This window comes from Burkholderia sp. PAMC 28687 (assembly GCF_001577465.1).
Classification (GTDB): Bacteria; Pseudomonadota; Gammaproteobacteria; order Burkholderiales; family Burkholderiaceae; genus Caballeronia.
Genome location: NZ_CP014508.1, coordinates 57834 through 74942 on the forward strand (window position 1 = coordinate 57834; position 17109 = coordinate 74942).

10 protein-coding genes and 5 pseudogenes are annotated in these 17109 nt (G+C 56.1%); 7 read left to right on the forward strand and 8 right to left on the reverse strand.

The window, feature by feature from the left end:
- The first annotated feature begins 1297 nt into the window (after positions 1-1297).
- Together AX768_RS29955 and AX768_RS33965 are read left to right on the forward strand one after the other, a co-directional pair.
- Positions 1298-1837, forward strand: a complete 540-nt coding sequence (locus AX768_RS29955) for a cytochrome P460 family protein (protein ID WP_062004064.1) — start codon at positions 1298-1300, stop codon at positions 1835-1837.
- Positions 1838-2148: 311 nt separating this feature from the next.
- Positions 2149-2307: pseudogene (locus tag AX768_RS33965) on the forward strand (cysteine hydrolase); the annotation flags it as partial.
- A gap of 516 nt (positions 2308-2823) precedes the next feature.
- On the opposite strand, the gene AX768_RS29960 reads toward AX768_RS33965, so the two are convergent.
- From AX768_RS29960 to AX768_RS29980, 5 genes and pseudogenes are all read right to left on the reverse strand, one after another.
- Positions 2824-3357 (reverse strand): cytochrome b, encoded by a 534-nt coding sequence (locus tag AX768_RS29960; protein ID WP_062003814.1) that lies wholly within the window; start codon positions 3355-3357, stop codon positions 2824-2826.
- Positions 3354-4415 carry a catalase family peroxidase gene (locus AX768_RS29965; protein WP_062003815.1) on the reverse strand — a complete coding sequence of 354 codons (1062 nt, stop codon included), beginning with the start codon at positions 4413-4415 and terminating at the stop codon, positions 3354-3356. The genes AX768_RS29960 and AX768_RS29965 overlap by 4 nt, the downstream gene beginning before the upstream one ends.
- Before the next feature lie 2094 nt (positions 4416-6509).
- The gene (locus tag AX768_RS29975; protein WP_062004065.1) at positions 6510-7283 is read right to left on the reverse strand and encodes a glucose 1-dehydrogenase; all 774 of its coding nucleotides are present in this window, start codon (positions 7281-7283) and stop codon (positions 6510-6512) included.
- A gap of 412 nt (positions 7284-7695) precedes the next feature.
- Positions 7696-7848 carry a hypothetical protein gene (locus tag AX768_RS33085; protein ID WP_155524378.1) on the reverse strand — a complete coding sequence of 51 codons (153 nt, stop codon included), beginning with the start codon at positions 7846-7848 and terminating at the stop codon, positions 7696-7698.
- A gap of 145 nt (positions 7849-7993) precedes the next feature.
- Positions 7994-8589 (reverse strand): annotated as a pseudogene (locus AX768_RS29980) (IS630 family transposase).
- Positions 8590-8716: 127 nt separating this feature from the next.
- Here AX768_RS29980 and AX768_RS33395 point away from each other — a divergent pair.
- From AX768_RS33395 to tnpC, 3 genes are all read left to right on the forward strand, one after another.
- Entirely contained in the window at positions 8717-9118 is a 402-nt protein-coding gene (locus AX768_RS33395) for a hypothetical protein (protein WP_062003817.1), read from the forward strand.
- A complete protein-coding gene (tnpB, locus tag AX768_RS29990) occupies positions 9094-9441 on the forward strand; it encodes an IS66 family insertion sequence element accessory protein TnpB (RefSeq protein WP_062003818.1) in 348 nt (115 codons plus the stop codon). The genes AX768_RS33395 and tnpB overlap by 25 nt, the downstream gene beginning before the upstream one ends.
- A 78-nt stretch (positions 9442-9519) precedes the next feature.
- A complete protein-coding gene (tnpC, locus tag AX768_RS29995; RefSeq protein ID WP_062003819.1) occupies positions 9520-11133 on the forward strand; it encodes an IS66 family transposase in 1614 nt (537 codons plus the stop codon).
- An 18-nt stretch (positions 11134-11151) separates the two neighbouring features.
- Here tnpC and AX768_RS33975 read toward each other — a convergent pair.
- Positions 11152-11582 (reverse strand): annotated as a pseudogene (locus tag AX768_RS33975) (helix-turn-helix domain-containing protein); the annotation flags it as partial.
- Positions 11583-11773: 191 nt separating this feature from the next.
- Here AX768_RS33975 and AX768_RS32295 point away from each other — a divergent pair.
- Together AX768_RS32295 and AX768_RS30010 are read left to right on the forward strand one after the other, a co-directional pair.
- A pseudogene (locus tag AX768_RS32295) lies at positions 11774-12732 on the forward strand (porin); the annotation flags it as partial.
- 359 nt (positions 12733-13091) lie between these two features.
- Positions 13092-14132, forward strand: a complete 1041-nt coding sequence (locus tag AX768_RS30010; protein WP_062003822.1) for an alpha/beta fold hydrolase — start codon at positions 13092-13094, stop codon at positions 14130-14132.
- A 385-nt stretch (positions 14133-14517) separates the two neighbouring features.
- On the opposite strand, the pseudogene AX768_RS30015 reads toward AX768_RS30010, so the two are convergent.
- Both AX768_RS30015 and AX768_RS32300 read right to left on the reverse strand, forming a co-directional pair.
- A pseudogene (locus AX768_RS30015) lies at positions 14518-15681 on the reverse strand (IS3 family transposase).
- Between the two features lie 103 nt (positions 15682-15784).
- Positions 15785-17083: a condensation domain-containing protein gene (locus tag AX768_RS32300; protein WP_082779166.1), complete on the reverse strand. Its 1299-nt coding sequence runs from the start codon at positions 17081-17083 to the stop codon at positions 15785-15787.
- Between the last annotated feature and the right edge of the window lie 26 nt (positions 17084-17109).

The following is a 17109-nucleotide window of genomic DNA, read 5'->3' on the forward strand; positions in this document are numbered from 1 at the left end:
GCTTCGAATGTGATTTGATGAGTCCGCATTCAATGTATTTTGGCCATTTGCGTTCGAGGAACGCGCGTACCCGGTCGCTGTGGCGTGCGAGTTTGGCGCTGCGCGAGCGGTCGTCGATGCTACGCAAGCGCAACCGTCGCGGATGACGATTGTACGTGCCTTCTTCAGCAAGACAGATACCTCGGCAGCCGTTTGCCGTATAACCGACGCCAGGGAGGTGGTGGGTGTTTATCGTGGCCTTCTCTCGTGGCAAGGCGAGCGCTTGATTCGGGTTTTTAGATGCAAGTTGTGTCAGTCGATCATAAAATGGGTGGACCACCTCGATGAACTAACGCTCTGAGAAGCGCAGCGTGACGTGCTGGGCGCAATCCAAGTAGTAGTTTTACGAATATCGCTTAGCAACATATCGCAACGATTTCGCCAGGAAAAACGTATCGTCAGCGGAACTTGATCTCCGAGATAAGAGAGAGGTAGCCCCGCGTCGACGAGATAAAATTCGGTGACCCATCTGCGGATATGAGCTTGATCCGTCGTCGAGAAATGGCCTGCGAGCCGCGTTACCGATCAGATTGGGGGGAATGGAAAAATGAAATCGCATCACCTGAGGCTGACGCTCGCCGTTCTATCAGGAAAAGACCATATGAAAAATCGTTCTCCAGCCCCACTTGGCGTATCTACGGGTCAAGGTCTTCAGACCCACGGCCGGCTTATCGACGGGGCGCCGGCCGCACCGACCACGTCGGCTGCCCGTTCTTGCAATTGCCGCTTCCACTCCGTGATTCGTTCGGATGATCGTTAAACTCCTGCGGAATTCTCCCAATGTGCATTCCCCGCGTACGCCTGCCAGTGCCAGCGTCGCCTTGAACGCCGCTGAGTGCATGCGCCGGGTTCTCTTCGTCATCGTCTGGTTTCCTTTGTAGGCATTATGCCTATCTCAGAACCTAGCGATTCCACCTAACCGACTGTCCAGATTTCCGGGGCCACCTCTGCCGGCGCAGGCGCAGAATTTATGGGCATGAAGGAAGCCGACGAACGTGCTTTCGAAAACGCTTGCGTTGTTGATACTACCGACCTAAGGTATTTAGAGAACGGTAAGATCGGGCGGTCGTAATTGCAGGTTCGTCAGGATACCCGCAGCGCTGTCAATCCGAGGGGCGCGGAGCGCGGGTGTCTAGCCGCGGCCATACAATTAATTGACGATTGCGTTAGCAGCGGTGATTGATGGCAGGCGCGCTTCGGTTTAATTAAATGAATGTTGGGGCGTAACTCCGTCGTATCTGATATAGAGGATCTTGCGATGAGACAGAAATTTTCCCCCCTGGCTTTTGTCTCGACATCTATCTTTGCTGCGATTGCTTTATCTGTTGCGGCTGAGGAAAGCACGCCGGACTCAAGCGTGCAGGCGTCGCCGGTGTTCGGCGTGACACTCCCGCCAGGCTACCGTAGCTGGCAATTCATTAGCGTTGCCCACGAGGCGGGCAACAATAACGACATTCGCGGAATTCTCGGGAACGACGTCGCGATTAAAGCGCTAAGAGACGGAACCCTGCCCTTCCCTGAAGGATCGATCATCGTGCGACTCGCATATGAATATGTGCCGTCTGATCGAAACAATGCAATCTTCGGCCGAGAACAATCGTTTGTCGCCGGAGCTCCAACAAACGTTCAGGTTGAGATCAAAAACACTAAACGCTATGCCAGCACGGGCGGATGGGGCTACGGGCAATTTGAAAATGGTAAAGCTAATCCAAGTGTCAAAATCATCAACAGTTGCTTTTCTTGTCACACTAAACTTCCTACTGCTGCTGATCTAGTCTTTACGAGCTACTCTAAGTAGTGGCGTTAAGCCTCATGAAAGCATTCTTAGTCGTCACACAGTAAACATTAACAAACAAAAATTTCAGGATACCAGATCACTGCTCGACACGTCGAAGGACGCAACCGCATCTTACGTTTTGCCCTCGCGGCGGCACTATGGAACCTATTGGACGAAAACCATGATGCTGTGGCCGCGTATCTAACGTCCGCTTCCATTCTGTTGGCAAATAGTGAAGTGCTTTTTTTGTATGCGGCCTCGCAAAGTCTTCGGACGGCAGCGTCTGCCGATTACATTTTGATCTTTGATAAGGCAAACAAAGGAGAAACACGGTGGACACTCATTCAAGCGCTACTGCGGTCGTCATAATCGATTCGCAGAACGACGTGCTAAGCGAGCACGGGAAAAACTGGGGAGCAGTGGGAGCAAGCGTGACGGAGAACCGGACTGTCGAGAACAACAAGCGCGTGTCCAATAATCACAAACAAGCTCAATAGCTACGCCGCAGCGAACAGATATTGGGGTTAATGCTGAGCACTGCCAGCACGGGATTGATCAACCCGACAGTGAACTCGCATCAGTCGACGCGAGTGCGAGAAAAGGTGCGCCGCTTCAAGGCAGCGCGTCACCCGCAGCGATTTACAAGAAAAGCGACAGGCGTGCAGGCATGCCTTTGAGGCGTGGGAAATCGCGGCCGGCAATTCAATCTGGATCGCAATGCTGCATAAATTATGGATACACATGTTCGACGTTTTCGCTCGCGCGACTGTTAACAACGTGTCAGTACCCGCGAAACCCGCAACTCTCGGCCGTTCCCAGGCTTAGCGGAGAACGGAAGCACACACGTACCGGATACCTGAGCACGTCGGGCGGGAATTGGTAGCCGGCATAGGAAATAGCGTCGTTCGCAGAATGTTAAGTTGTAGAGCAGTCCGTTTTGTACTCGCAAATTTCGCTGCATTTTTGGCAACATGCCAACAACGTTACATTACAGCCGAAGGCGCATGTCACCGCCAGGGCGCCATCGCCTGGAACACTCCGTCGCGTCTGACCAGCGCATGCAAAAGCGCCGCCGCCAGATGAAGCACGATCAGCACAAAGAAACACAGCGCTAAGAACCTGTGCGCGTTCCACAGCACCGTGTGCAACTGGTTGCTATGTGGCAAGATGGCTGGCAAATGTATTCCGAACACCACGATGGGATAGTCGGCGGCAGAAAGCATGCCCCATCCGATCAACGGAAGCGCAATCATCAGTATGTAGAACGCGAGATGCGACAGGTAGGCGGCCAGCTTCATCGGTACCGGCATTGACGCGGGCAACGGCGGCGCTCCGCGAGTCAGCCGCGTCACGAGGCGGATTAGCGCAAGCGCGAGAATCACGATACCGAGCGGCTTGTGGATGGACACCAGCGTAAGATAATCCGGACGAACTGTGGACACCATCCCGATACCGATGAACAGCATCGCTAAAATGCAAACCGCCATGAGCCAGTGAAGCGCGCGCTGCAGCGGTGTGAAGCGATCGTGGATTGGGGTCATGGCGTGGCTCCTCCCGCCAGATGGCGCGGATAGTCTTTATCCTCGGCGGTCCGCCGGTCGAACGATACTGCATAGGCGGCTGAGCGCGCGGCGGGAAACGGGTCGTCTGAGACGTGCATGCCGGGCGGCAGGACGGTGGGATCGAAATTGAGATCGCGGCACGGCCCGTCAGGCTCGGGTTCTATGGCGTTGAGTACGAGCGTACCCGCCTCCACCTTGCGTCGATCTTCCGGCCACGCTTTGGTGGGGTCGGCGGTCGGGTCACCCGGATTGGCGACCGTGACGACCATCGTCCATCGTTGCTGCCCGCCGTGCACCCGCTTGGTAATATCCGCGGCAAGGAAGTCGGCGTCACGTGCCTTCAACTGGTCAGCGGGTACGGTCTCGGGCTGTGCGGCTGGCACAAAAGACCAGCGCACGGCCTGGTCCTGTCCCGCAGCATTGGTAAAGATGAAGCTATTGAGGCCGTTATACTGCTCCTGCGCGTAAGAGCCCGTCCACGGCGCGCTACCGGCCCACGCAACAAAAGCGCCGAACTCCGGGTGCGCAGTGGCAAAATTCCTCATCGCATCCGGGTCGCTCTTGTCGGCAGAGGCCTGAAGCAGACCGTAGAAGGCCTGCGGCGTGGCAACCGCGAAAACGGGAGCGTTGATCATCGCCGAGCGCCATTCGGTGCCATCCGACGCGACGATACGTAGGCTAAGGCCCCGTACCCGAACCGTGGCGTCCGGCGCTTTGGGGTCCTGCGTACCGAGATTGAAACGTCCCGTGACTGGATAGGAGCCCGGCGCGAACATCGGCGCTTTGGAGAGACCCACGGCCGCGCCATTCGATTCGAAGCTGCCGGTAAAGCAGATGCCCTTGGCGTGATTGCGCCGGAAACCGAGCGCCGCACCTCCCGGTGGCGCAAATGCGTTGACGATCTTTGCTGGCGTCAGGCGCCCCGGCGAGAGCCAGCCGGCCGTAAACGCGAAGGCCGCGACCAGCGCGACCATCACAACGGCAATCAGGACCAGCGAACGGACTGTCGAGGCCTTGGAAGTCGGTCTATCAGCCATCGCTCGCTCCCGATCAGTGATTCGACTGAGTAGAAATCTACTAAGGTGGCAACAATAGTGCCATCGATCAGCGGACTGTGCCAAGTTGCCGCCATGCTACGCAACGCGCAAAGTCTCTGTGCGCTGCCGCCCTGCTCAGACGGACCCTCGAAACAGATCGGACAGTATCCTTGGCGAGGCTCGGCGGCAGCCGGTATTCACAAGATAGATCATTAGAGGATGTCGCACGCAACTGTTTGATGGACCGATCGGATCAGCGTCAACTACTGAATGTCGGTCAGCCGTTTGCGCTACGGCGTGCCGCCACGCTCCCAACTGCGGTAGCCGCTGGGATTCACCGCCCAAGACCTCGATTGCCGTGCAAATCCCTAGCGTGAAATTGGATGCTCACAAATCAATCGGCGAGCGAAAGGCCTGCGATAATTACACCGACCACTCAGGCGCCAGCACAGCACTAGTATTCACGCATTTTCGCGCTGAAAAACGTGGTGCATGCTTTTCCGATAGGGGCCATTTCTCGAATGCTAACGGCCAGCCAGTCTAGGCAGATCCAAAAAAGATGCACTGTGCTTCGACACGGTCATATTTACTTCGGCAAGGTGACTTGCGCGCCGAACCTGGCCAGCGATAGAAGTCTGGTTGCGCGTCCCGACGCGAGGCATCTGCAGTCAAAGCCGTGCGGAAAAAACGCAGTTTAAAACGGCTAGCGAACGCGTCTTGACGGACGAGGCTAGCGGATAAGCACTGTCGGCTACAGCGATGAGGCAGCAATGCGGCGTTGTCGATGGCTCTGTGGGTCGGCAGTCGAGTGAGGACATCCCTAAAAGACTATTTCAAGTGCGACGCGTGTCGCCGTCCGCCGGACGTAAATCGGCAATGTAGTGGATGGCAAAGCTCTTCTCTGCCTTGTCACATTCGTTGACCTGAACTTTGGAGATCGAAGCTGTGACCTGCTGTACGAGCAGCAGTTACCTACCCCGACGTGCTCGATTGGTAACGGTCGGGTTCGAAGCTCTGGGGACAACGTACCCGCCTTACAGGCGATTCACCCGGGTGACCAGGAAGGAATCGATACTGCCAACAGCCGCGCGGTATAGCGGCCAGGCAAATTCCGCATGCACAACATATGTGAACTGTTGATAAACCTCGTTAGTCTCAAGGAGCCAAAGCTGCTGAAAGGCTCTGACCAAAACGGTATGTGGCTGGTTGCATCCCTTTGAAATGGATACACGTCGTCGTAGTGCCACCGGGGAATAGACAGGTGCTAAACGGATAGGCCCGGAATGCTTGGGTCGACAGGGATGGGAACGCGGAAACCCCGATTCTCCGCCATGTTTCGGCTTTTTTTTGAAACGATGGCAGCTGAACCGCAAGGAACTCTGTTGGGGAAGCGGGAATGAGAACGCGCAAAAAGCGAACGGTTGCCTGTAATCGGCGACATAGGAGTTCAAGATTTGCTCCGACCTGAAAGGGTGCTGACGTGCGCGTGGTGCGGCTGTCGTTAGCCAACATCTGGGATTCAACAAAGGGCAGCTTGTGAGAGACCGGTTGAGCTACGGTTCAGCGTCCTTGTCCCGGCAACGGGACGAATCGATGATGTGACGTTGGCGAAGGTTACGTGCGCGATGACGCAACCGGCATCAATGCGATGTTTAATGCCGTGCGCGAGCCGTGTGCGGGGAAACTCGCACGTACGGTTCTTCGAGGGCTGCGTTTCCGGGAGGGAACGTGGCTACCCTCTAAAGACTGCTCCTTTCTCATATGCCACAATCACCCCGTGTTCGAAGAGCAAGCCTTCGATCTCGTGCAAGCTCAATTGGAAGCGGAAATACTAGCGCACGGTGGAGCTGTTGACGCCAGCGGGGAAACCATGACCGTGATAAAGCTATGCTAATTTCTTCATCACGCCATCTTACGAGAAGATCCCAGTAACCGGAAAATGCCGTTTTAAGGCTTGTCCGTCCGATTCAAACATGGAAAGGATATTGCCGGCGGGCTCCTTTAAAGACCGCTGCCTCCTTGAGGGAAACGATTTTGAATTGACAGAATCTCGTCAAACGACAATGTCCGCCAAGGGTAGCATTCGTAGCGGTTTCAAACCTGAGCAAGGCCGCCATCGACAAACAATTCAGTGCCAGTGATATAACTTGCATCATCGGAGGCCAGGAACGAGACCGCTTTCGCAATTTCATCGGCTTCGCCAGTCCGGCTCAGCGGCGTCGTTTCCTTGACGTGCTGTTTATATTCTTCGATCTGCTCGTCGCTCATCTTCAGCTCCGTCTTGTAGGCTGGCGTCACAACTACGCCCGGCGAAACTACGTTCACGCGGATATCGCGTCCCTTCAGGTCCGATGCCCACGTGCGCGCAAAAGAACGCAGCGCCGCCTTGGTCGCGGCATAAACGCCGAACGCGGGCACGCCCTGGATCGAGGTGATCGACCCCGTGATCACGATTGCGCTTCCCGGCGGCATCAACGGCACCGCATGCTGCACCGTGAACAAGGTGCCCTTCACATTGATGCCGAAGTACTTGTCGAACTGCACCTCGGTGATCTGGCCGAGGGGCGAGAACTCGCCGCCGCCCGCGTTGGCAAACAGGATGTCGAGCTTGCCGTGCTCCTGCGAGATCGTCTTGAAGATGCGTTCGAGATCGGCATTCGATGAAATATCGCCCTGGATCGCCAGCGCGCCGTGGCCGATGCTCTTCACTGCTTCGTCGAGTTCAGCCTGGCGCCTTCCGGTGATCACAACGGTTGCGCCTTCGAGCGAAAATCGCTGCGCTGCGGCCAAGCCGATTCCGCTGCTTCCGCCGGTGACGAGGACGATTTTGTTCGCGTGTTTTGAGGTGTGAACGCTGGGCGAGGTCATGATCTGTTTCCCTGTTCGGTTAGCTACCGTGACCATTAGATTATTCCTCGCGCTGCAATAACTAAAGCCTTTTGTGTGTAGGCGAGATGTGCAAAGGCGCCAGGAATTCGCAGCGTAAAGAAACCGGCCTCACGTAGCCGATCATAGCTCGGCTTCAAACAGTAATCGCGCTGCGGACGAGCAACTATCTTTGCGGAACTGCCTGCCGGTGCCCGACGGAACACTGCGTTCGTTCAGGATGTTCGCGGTTTGCAGAATAGATTGGTGATTGAGCAGTTCGCCGATCTGCGCGACCACCGCAGCGGGAGTCGACAGTGCTGCTAAGATTTCAGTGGTAACGGCAGCATGAGGGTTTTATAAACGCCACCCTTGAAGCGGATTTGACCGGTAATTTGTTCTTCGCGAGTCAAGGTCACGTCTTCCAGGAGTAACCTGTCGCTTCGTCGCAGTGAAGCACGAGGCGGGTAAGCCAATACGAAACGGTGTGCACCGACACGCCGAGCGCCTGCACAATCGCCGTCGTGAACTTGCCCCGGTGAGCCACCAGCGCAATCTGCGCTCGCATCACTTGCCGCCGCCGACGAAAGCGATTTAAGTTCCTTTCGAGATAGTGTGATTGTCTGTCCTTGCCATCCGCGTCCCACGCAGTCAAGTTTACTTGTACTTTTTTATTGAAAGATATTCCGCGGATGTCATACTAGTCCATTACGTCAGTGAAATGGTACCGGTCGAATTCGTCGCGAGGGAACGTTGTACTTCCATTTAATCAGCTTCGGATTCTTGTTGTTTTCGCGGATATAGCGCATCAGCTTGCGATCCAAATCTTTAACGGTGGGGAAGATGCCCCGCGTAATTACGTCGCGCTGAATGCGTGCAAAACATTTTTCTACCTGATTCAGCCAAGAGGTATAAGTCGGCGTGTAATGCAGCCGCACGTTGCGGTGTTGCTGCGGGAACTCCTGCACTCGGCCGGTCTTACGCTGCTTACGTTGTCGCAAATCACATGAATTTCTTGCTTGGGCCGCTGGCTGGCAATAACGTCAGTGAGAAAGGCGACGAACTGTTCGCTTGTATGACGCGGTGCCGTCTTGCTGATGACTTCCCCCGTTGCCGTATTGAGCGCAGCGAACTGGCTGAGCGTGCCGTTGGGCTTGTATTCGAAGCCATAGCTCTCGGCACGGCCCGGCGACGACGGCAACATCCAGTCCTTACGATCCAGCGCCTGAATGGCTGTCTTCTCGTCCACGCAGAACACCACAGTATGGGTGGGAGGGTTCAAATAGAGCCCTTTCACGTCTGCAGCCATGGCCTCGAAGTCCGGGTTGTTCTAGACCATGTGCGTATCAAGTGTAAGCGATCGGTCAAGCACGCCCCTTGCGCAAGGGATTGAATAGCGGAGCATGTAGCATTTTCAGCAGGCTGAGGATGGCTATATGAATGATGGTGGAAAGAAGATTGGCGAGCATGCGATGGCGCACATTGAAGCCGCGCAGCGTGAGGGTAAGACGCTTTCGGCATATGCGCGTGAGCATGGGCTGAGCAAGCAACATTTGTACAAAGTTAGGCGAGACATGCGAGCACGCTCGGCTGGTTCTGGGAAGCCCCGGATCACCGCGGAGAAGTCGAGCGAACCACCGGGAGTGGACTTGGCGTTCGTTGAGGTGAAGGTGGCGGCAACGCCTGCCAGTCCATTGGCGCCGCGCGCACGGTTGTGGGCACATCTGCCCAATGGCGTGAATGTCGAGCTGTTGTGCACGAGCGGCGATGTCGATCTGCTGATGGCAATGATGGATTCGTTGGGGAGGACGTCGTGTTCCACTTCGACCAAAGTCTAAAAGTTTATCTACATCGCGACGCGGTTGATTTTCGTAAGAGCATCAACGGCTTGTCAGTGCTCGTTGAGCAGTCGATGAAGCGTGATCCCTTCGCCCAAGCGGTGTACGGATTTCGGAACAAGCGAGCCGACCGTATAAAGCTGCTGCTTTATGAGCGCAACGGATTTTGGCTAATGATGAAACGGCTTGAGGCTGACCGTTTTGCCTGGCCACGCTCCGGCGAGGTTATCGAGCTGAGCGTCGAGCAATTTCAATGGCTGCTCGAGGGTATTGATCTTGCTGCGATGCGCAAGCACCCCGAGCGTCGCTACGCGCGGGCGTGAGTTGTCGCGAAGACGCGACGGTGGCTGTTACAAATTGAGGTAAACCCATTGGGACGCGTGATTCGCTAGAGTGGCTGCATGACCCGCGAACGCCTCACGATTACCACCGCCGAATTCAATGCGCTCATCGCCGCGCGCGATGAGCGTGACGCACTGCGCGGTGAGCGTGACGAGCTTCGTGGCGAGTTACGCGTGACGAAGGCCGAGCGCGATCTGGTGAAGGAGCAGTTGAAGCTCATGATGCGCAAGCTCTTCGGTGCGAGTAGCGAGAAGCGCGACGCCCGCCAGGGCGACCTGTTCCTGAACGAAGCGGAGACGCTGGCGCCCTCGCCGGCGACGCGCCCGGCCCAGGAAGATGGCCCCGAGATTGAAGTGGCTGCGCACAAACGCAAGAAAGGCGGACGCAAGCCGCTCGATCCGGCGTTGCCGCGCGAGGTAATCCGATACGAGTTGCCTGAAGACCAGCTCGTGTGCCCGCACGACGGTTCAGCGCTGGTGGAGATCGGCGTCGAAGTCAGCGAGCAACTGGACATTATCCCGCAGCAGATTCGCGTGATCCGTCACGAGCGGGTCAAGTATGCGTGCAAGGTCTGCGACCGCACTCTGAAAGTCGCCCCGGCGCCGCTGCGCATCATTGCGAAGGGGTTGTTCACGGAAGCGGCGCTGGCGTGGATCATCCTGTCGAAGTTCATGGACGCTCTGCCGTTGTACCGGATTGCGGCGCTGCTGCGCCGTTTCGGCGGAGACATCTCGCGCAACACACTGGCCGCGTGCGTGATCCGTGTTGGTCAAGCAGTTCAACCGGTGATCAACCTGATGCGCGATGTGCTGCTGGAGAGCGCCGTGGGCCATGCCGACGAGACCAACGTCCAGGTGCTTAAGGAACCTGGGCGTGCGGCGCAGTCCAAAAGCGCGGTCTGGGTGCAAATGAACGGTGTCGGGCCACCCCCGGTGCGACTGTTTAGCTATGCGCCCGGGCATCATGTCGAACATGGCGACAAGCTGTGGGTGGGAATGCGCGAGGGTGCGGCGTTGATGAGCGACGGCGGCCCTGTGTACGATCTCATCGCGAAGAAGAACGCTCTGGTGCACTTGGGCTGCTGGAGTCATGCGCGACGCTTCTTCATAGAGGCCCAAGAGGTCTTGCCAAAAGAGGCGCACGGGATGCACCAGCCGGCCACGCAGTTTCTTCATTTGATTGGCAAACTGTATGCAGCCGAAGCACGGGCACGTAAAGCACCACAACGATGCGCACGCCTACGCCGGCGCTACAGCCGCGTGGTGCTCGGGCAGATCAAGGCGTTGCTGGATCAGCACCTGGAGACGACGCTGCCCGGCGGAAAGCTTGGCCAGGCGCTGGGCTATCTCGGCAATCAGTGGTCGAAGTTGTGTCGTTACGTTGAAAACGAAACCTGGCCAATTTGTAATAACGCCTGTGAAAATTCAATCAGACCGTTTGTCGTCGGAAGAAAAAATTGGCTCTTTAGTGACACGGTGGCGGGCGCCAAGGCAAGTCTCAACCTGTACTCGCTAATCGAAACCTGCAAGGCCAACGACATTGATATATATCGGTATCTGGTCGATCTGTTCAAGGCGTTACCGTATGCGAAAGTCGCGGACGATTACGAAGCACTGCTGCCCTGGAAGCTTGGCAAGCCCGCTCGTAAGCCGACCGTTTGCTCGCAAACCTAACTGACGTAACACCGCAACGGGCGGGTTCGTTGACCGCTTACTATCAAGCCGATGAGGGCGCACGCCATGCTTGCGCCAGATGCGCCGTACCATCGATTACCCAATGCTTTCAGCTGCTCCAATGCGTCGATCCGTCCGAGGGCCGGCGCGTGAGCGTGAGCTTGAGCACGCGCGCCTCGAGCTTTTCAGGTGGATGGACGGGAGATCGTCCAGGATGGCGCGCATACAAGCCTGCCAGGCGCTCAGCCAAAACCGACTCGACCTCCGCGAGATGAAGCGCGAGTCACATCGCAGCCGCTGCATGACCGCCTCACGTGATTCGCCCTCATCAAGCATGAGAATTAGTCGAGCTCGTCGCGCGTCCGCCGCGCGCGCGTTTGGCTTCGAGTTTCTGAGAGCAATTGTTCGCGCTCAAGCGCGGTCAAATTCATCTTTTCCATGCATCTCATTAAGCACCTAATTAGGTGCTTTTTAAATGACGCGATGGACTAGCGGTCACAGCGGACCCTGACAGCCCACGTTCCATATCGACCGCGGTGACTACCGGCACTTGTTGCCAACGGCCCTGAGCTAATGTCGATTGGCCCTGCTGCGTGCAGAAAATGTCAGCCATACCAGCACAGCGAGCGGCGGGAGCATCTTGCCGGGCGTGCCCGACCCGGGCGGTGGCCTGAAGGCCGTCTTTCTACTCGAAGCGGGAGTGAACACCAATAACGGGACCTCGCAATTCAGCGGACATGTTCACGCGTCAATTGTGGGTGGGACTGTCCGACCCGCAATAAGCTGTACTATACGCTGGTGTCTACGTACACTCCGAACAACTGGATGACCGGCCATTTTGGGCGCACACCCTGGCGACATCGACGCGCTCGACGTCGACTACCGCGCTAACACTTCACTCGTCTATATTTCGCCGAAGTTTTACGGCTTCACGGTTGGAGACTCGTACGCGTTCGGTGGCGCGCCGGGCAGCCTGAACGCCGGCTCGACCTGGAGTGGAGGCGTCCGGTATGTCGGCGGCCCCTATGGCATCGCTGCCGGCTTTCGGCGTGTGAACAATTCGACGCCGGGCGGGGGTACTTGGGGTTCGGAATCGACGTTGTCGAACGGCGGCGGCCAGACAGCCGTGTCGGCGATCAATAATAGATGGTGCAAGCACAGCAGCGCCCGGCGGTGACGGCGGGCTACCTTTCGTCGGAGTGGGACGTCACGGCGTCTTACTCGAATGTACAGTACATCCCGGGTGTCGGCTCGACATTCCGCAGCCAAGCGACATTTAACACGGCAGGCGGCGTGCTGCGATGGAATCCCATTGGCCAGTGGGCCGTTGCGGGGGGCTATAGCTATACGGGTGCAACTCGGTCGAACGGTATCACAAGCGCAGCGCAGTACCAACAGTTGACGCTGACACAGTTTTACTTACTGTCGAAGCGCACGGGCCTCTACGCAGTCGAGGCTTACCAGCGCGCGAACGGCAAGACGCCCAATGGCAGACAGGTCATCGACGCAACGGCATCGATAGGCAACGGATTCAACAACGGGCCGTCGTCATCGCGTAGCCAGTTCGGTGCGGGCATCGGCCTGATACATAACTTTTGATCATTGCGGCCGAGCCAGTCGCGAGATGCGTTGCTCGACGTTCGGCGTTGATGCACTATGCATTGCCGACGTATCTGACTCGTGCTACGGACCCAGGTCCATGCACAGCTATGCGCCAATAAGGATGGCAGAGAGAAGCGAGCCGTCCGTTTTTTAACGCGATGTATCGATCGTTACCGATGCTTACGTCACTTTTGCGCAGTTGCTCTTAGCGAACCTACCGAGACACCACAGTGCGTCTTGGTAAGTACAAAGAAGGCGATTACCTCGCAAAGACAGCAATAAGAGCGTCTTTCCGATAAGGGCATGGCGATTACAGAACCGCCCCTTATCGGCCTATCTTCAAGGAGAATCTAGCGATGTCAGACCCGATTAATGTTCGCCGCCGGCTTTTTGGTTCGGCTATGGCCGGTTTCGGTTTGATGAACCTAAGCATGAGCAAACTCGCCAAGGCGCAGTCTAATGGCACTGCAACCAACCCTGCGACCGGCTCGAGCGTTGTGTCGTTCGAGAGTCTTCGCCAGGTCGACATCGGCGTACTTAGCATGGGATACGCCGAAGCGGGTCCGAGAAATGGACCGGTCGTCATCCTGTTGCACGGATGGCCCTACGACATCTACAGCTTTGTCGAGGTCGCGCCGCAACTGGCGGCGGCGGGTTATCGAGTCTTAGTACCGTATCTGCGAGGTTACGGCACGACGCGGTTCCTGTCGGCGGATACGCCCCGCAACGGACAGCAAGCAGTCATTGCCGTCGATATCATCGCTCTTATGGACGCGCTAAAAATCGGCCAGGCCATCTTCGGCGGTTTCGATTGGGGAGCTCGTACGGTGAACGTTATCGCTGCGTTGTGGCCCGACCGATGCAAGGCGATGGTCTCGGTCAGCGGGTATCTGATAGGCAGTCAGGAAGCGAACAGGACGCCGCTGCCGCCCAAGGCCGAACTTGCATGGTGGTATCAGTTTTATTTCGCAACCGAGCGCGGCTACGCGGGTTACGAAGCGAACCGGCACGACTTTAATAAGTTGATCTGGCATACAGCCTCCCCAAAATGGGTTTTCGACGATACCACCTTCGAGCGCTCAGCCAAGTCGTTCAACAATCCGGATCACGTTGCTGTCGTGATTGATAACTATCGCTGGCGTCTGGGGCTGGTGAAAGGCGAGCCGAAATACGACGAACTCGAGAAGCGTCTCGCGCTGGCGCCGACCATTTCCGTGCCGACCATCACGATGGAAGGCGATGCCAACGCCGCGCCGCATCCCGATCCTTCTGTATATGCAAAGAAGTTCACCGCCAAATACGCGCATCGCAATATTAGCGGCGGCGTGGGACATAACCTGCCACAGGAAGCGCCAAAGGCTTTCGCCGATGCAATCATCGACGTTGCGCGTCTTTAGCCGTTTGCAGATCCGCTGGTCGGGAGCAGCGACGCACTATTCCTGCAAGCATTGCAGCATTTATCGGTTTCATCAGACGCCTAAAAGCCCGGAATGATAAGCATCGAACTGACGATCGATTTTTTTTGGCTCTCATGCCGCCCTCCCACTGTCAAGATGACCGGACAATCGCATGCCGGAGCAGCGTGGCGCCCTGCGGGCGAGCCATCCGCTCAGCATCTTCCGGACAGCCTCTGCCAATGTTTCATCAAAGCAAAACCGAAAAAATTAGTCCATCCAGCCCTCTTAAGCAAATGCAACACCGAAGCAAACGTGCGCACTTGCCCGTAGCATAGCCTTTGCGAGTTTGAGCTTCACTCGTTCTTCAGCGCCCAAGGGGTTGGTTTCATGCTGCCTGACTTCGCTGTTTCTGTGCGTCGATCCAGTTTTCCATAAACTGGGTTGGTGACAGATAGCCGAGCGTGGAGTGGCGGCGACTCCGGTTGTAAAACACTTCAATGTAGTCAAACAAATCCGCTTGCGCCTCCCCATGCGTAGCGTAGTGTTGCGTGTGTACCCGTTCGTTCTTCAAGACGTTAAAAAAGCTTTCGCTTGGGGCATTGTCCCCTTCTGCTCATCGAACACACCCTGCCGTGTTCGGCTAGCTCCGCTTGAAATGCGTTGCTGGCGTACTGCTGCCGCGTCCGAATGATGTATCACCCCCGGTGCCGGTTTGCGAAGGAAACACGCCATCTTCAGCGCATCAATGGTAATTTGCGTTGACATCGTAGGCCTGATCGACCAACCGACAATCTCGCGATTGAACAGGTCAATCACCACCGCCAGGTATAAAAAGCCCGCACCTATTCACACATAGTTTATATGAGCTGTCCAGACCTGGTTGGGCTCTGAGGCAAAAACCTTGCGTTCGAGCAGATTCTTCGCCACCGGCAACACATGGTTCGAATCAGTCGTCGCCCTGTAGCGCCGCTTGTGACGAGCCCAGATTCCGTTGTCGCGCATGAGTCGCTCCACGCGTGATTTGGCCGCCGGGAAACCCCGTGCACGAAGCTCTTTTAGCATGCGAGGCAAGCCATACGCACCTTTCAATTGCGCGTGGACGCTACGAATCAATTCGAGCATTTGCGCATCGCTCAGACGCTTGCGCTGCGCGATGCCGCCCCGTTTCCGGGACCGATAACCGCTCGGACTGACCGACAGCACAGCGCACAGCAATTTAGCGGATACGTACTTCGCTCCATATCAATCCAACCGTACTTCACAGCAGGTTATTCGCGAAGTACGCCGCTTTTTTTGCGATTTAAAGCTCCAGGGACAAACGCTTGTTCTCAGCGCGTAGCCTCGACATCTCCATCTGATCGGCCGTGACAGGCTTGCCTTTGAGCGCCCCAAGTTCGTCTGGCGCCAATGCCTTGGCCCAGTTGCGCAACGTCTGAGGGGTTTCGCCCAACTCACGCGCTACGACCGTGACTGAATGGCCGTTGCCGATCCGCTGAACAGCCTGTTGCTTGAACTCAGCCATGAAGCCCCCCTTCGGTATCTTCTGCATTTGCTCTTCCCTCCAAGTTGAGAATTTACCTGACCTACTTGGAAGACGAAAAACAGGGGGAACCTCAGTTAGCCTAATGCTGCCGATTTGTAGCGACTACGGTTTAACCGGAAAGTAACCGCGCTGCTTCAGCAAGCAACCCATCAATAGGAGAATAACTGGTGTGCACTAATCGTAGCGTACTCCCCAATGTAGCAACTCCAACTACTTGCTCCTCCGCAAAGCCGAGAGAGACAATAGGGCCCCAAATCTCCTTTAATTTTACTGGGCCGTAACGGTTAGGGATAGGCAACACGCCAAGGTTACTGAGCAGGATATCCCAATTCAAGTGGCTATGCAGGAGTGCCGCGACTTGCGCCACGGCGGGCCTAGTACTCATCACCCTAGCGAGCCCATCTATAGATTGCAGCAAGCGGGCGGGTGTTCTTTCCGCGCGCAAAAGTTCTGCAAACGCACTCGCTGATGACCAGAGTTCGTTGTCGGAAAGCGGGACATCATTGGTAATCGCCGCGATGAAAACTCCGATCGCCTCATTATTCGTTGCTAAACTTTGACGCATATTCACCGGTGAAAATAGGCGCATCGAAGTACCGGAACTTCCTGTGAGATTCCGAGAGGCAAGAGATAATGCAGCGCCTAGAGCGCTGTGAATTGTAATGCCTCTTTCACGCGAGCTTGCTATTAAACGAGCTGTACACGCCCTATTGAGCGCATATGCTTCGACGTGTGGAAGATTCCCACTGATTGGGCGAAAGTTGGCTGTCCGAGGTTGCGCACTTTGCATCGGCGTGATCTGTCCTTCTACTGCCGACTCCAGCATCTGATCAACCAAATGCGTCTCAAGTGACTCGATAAATTCGAGATTCTGAAATGGGGCATTCGCTTGACGGGACTGCCCTTCGGCTAGCACGCTTAGGATATCGCGGAAAAGGTACGCAGCCGACATACCATCAGCAATTGCATGGTGAGCAACTATAATCAATGTTGCACAGCTCGAATTGTAGTGGAGAACAAATCGAACAAGCGGCCCATCTCCTACGACAAACGGCGATTGCAACTCTAGCGCGACTTCGTCTTCCCAAGACCAGATCCCCGTGCCAACAATCCGAAGAGAAGGCTCGCACTCAGGTATTAGAATAAAGAAAGGCGAACCTGTTACATCGACTTCAATGCGCGAGCGCAACACAACGTGCATTGCGTGAACCTCCCCAATCGCATGACGCCATTGATCGATTGACGTAGGTCCCTTCACTTTCGCAACCATAGCGAAGTGAGTTGGCCGGTTTTGGTCTGCGAGCCAGAAAAAATGCTCGATGCCACCGAGAAATCGAGTATGTAATGGATTGAGGCAGCATGAAGATATACTCACCGTATCCCCCTGAAATTTGAGTGAAGCATCCATACAGTTTCTATAGAATTTCCAAGACG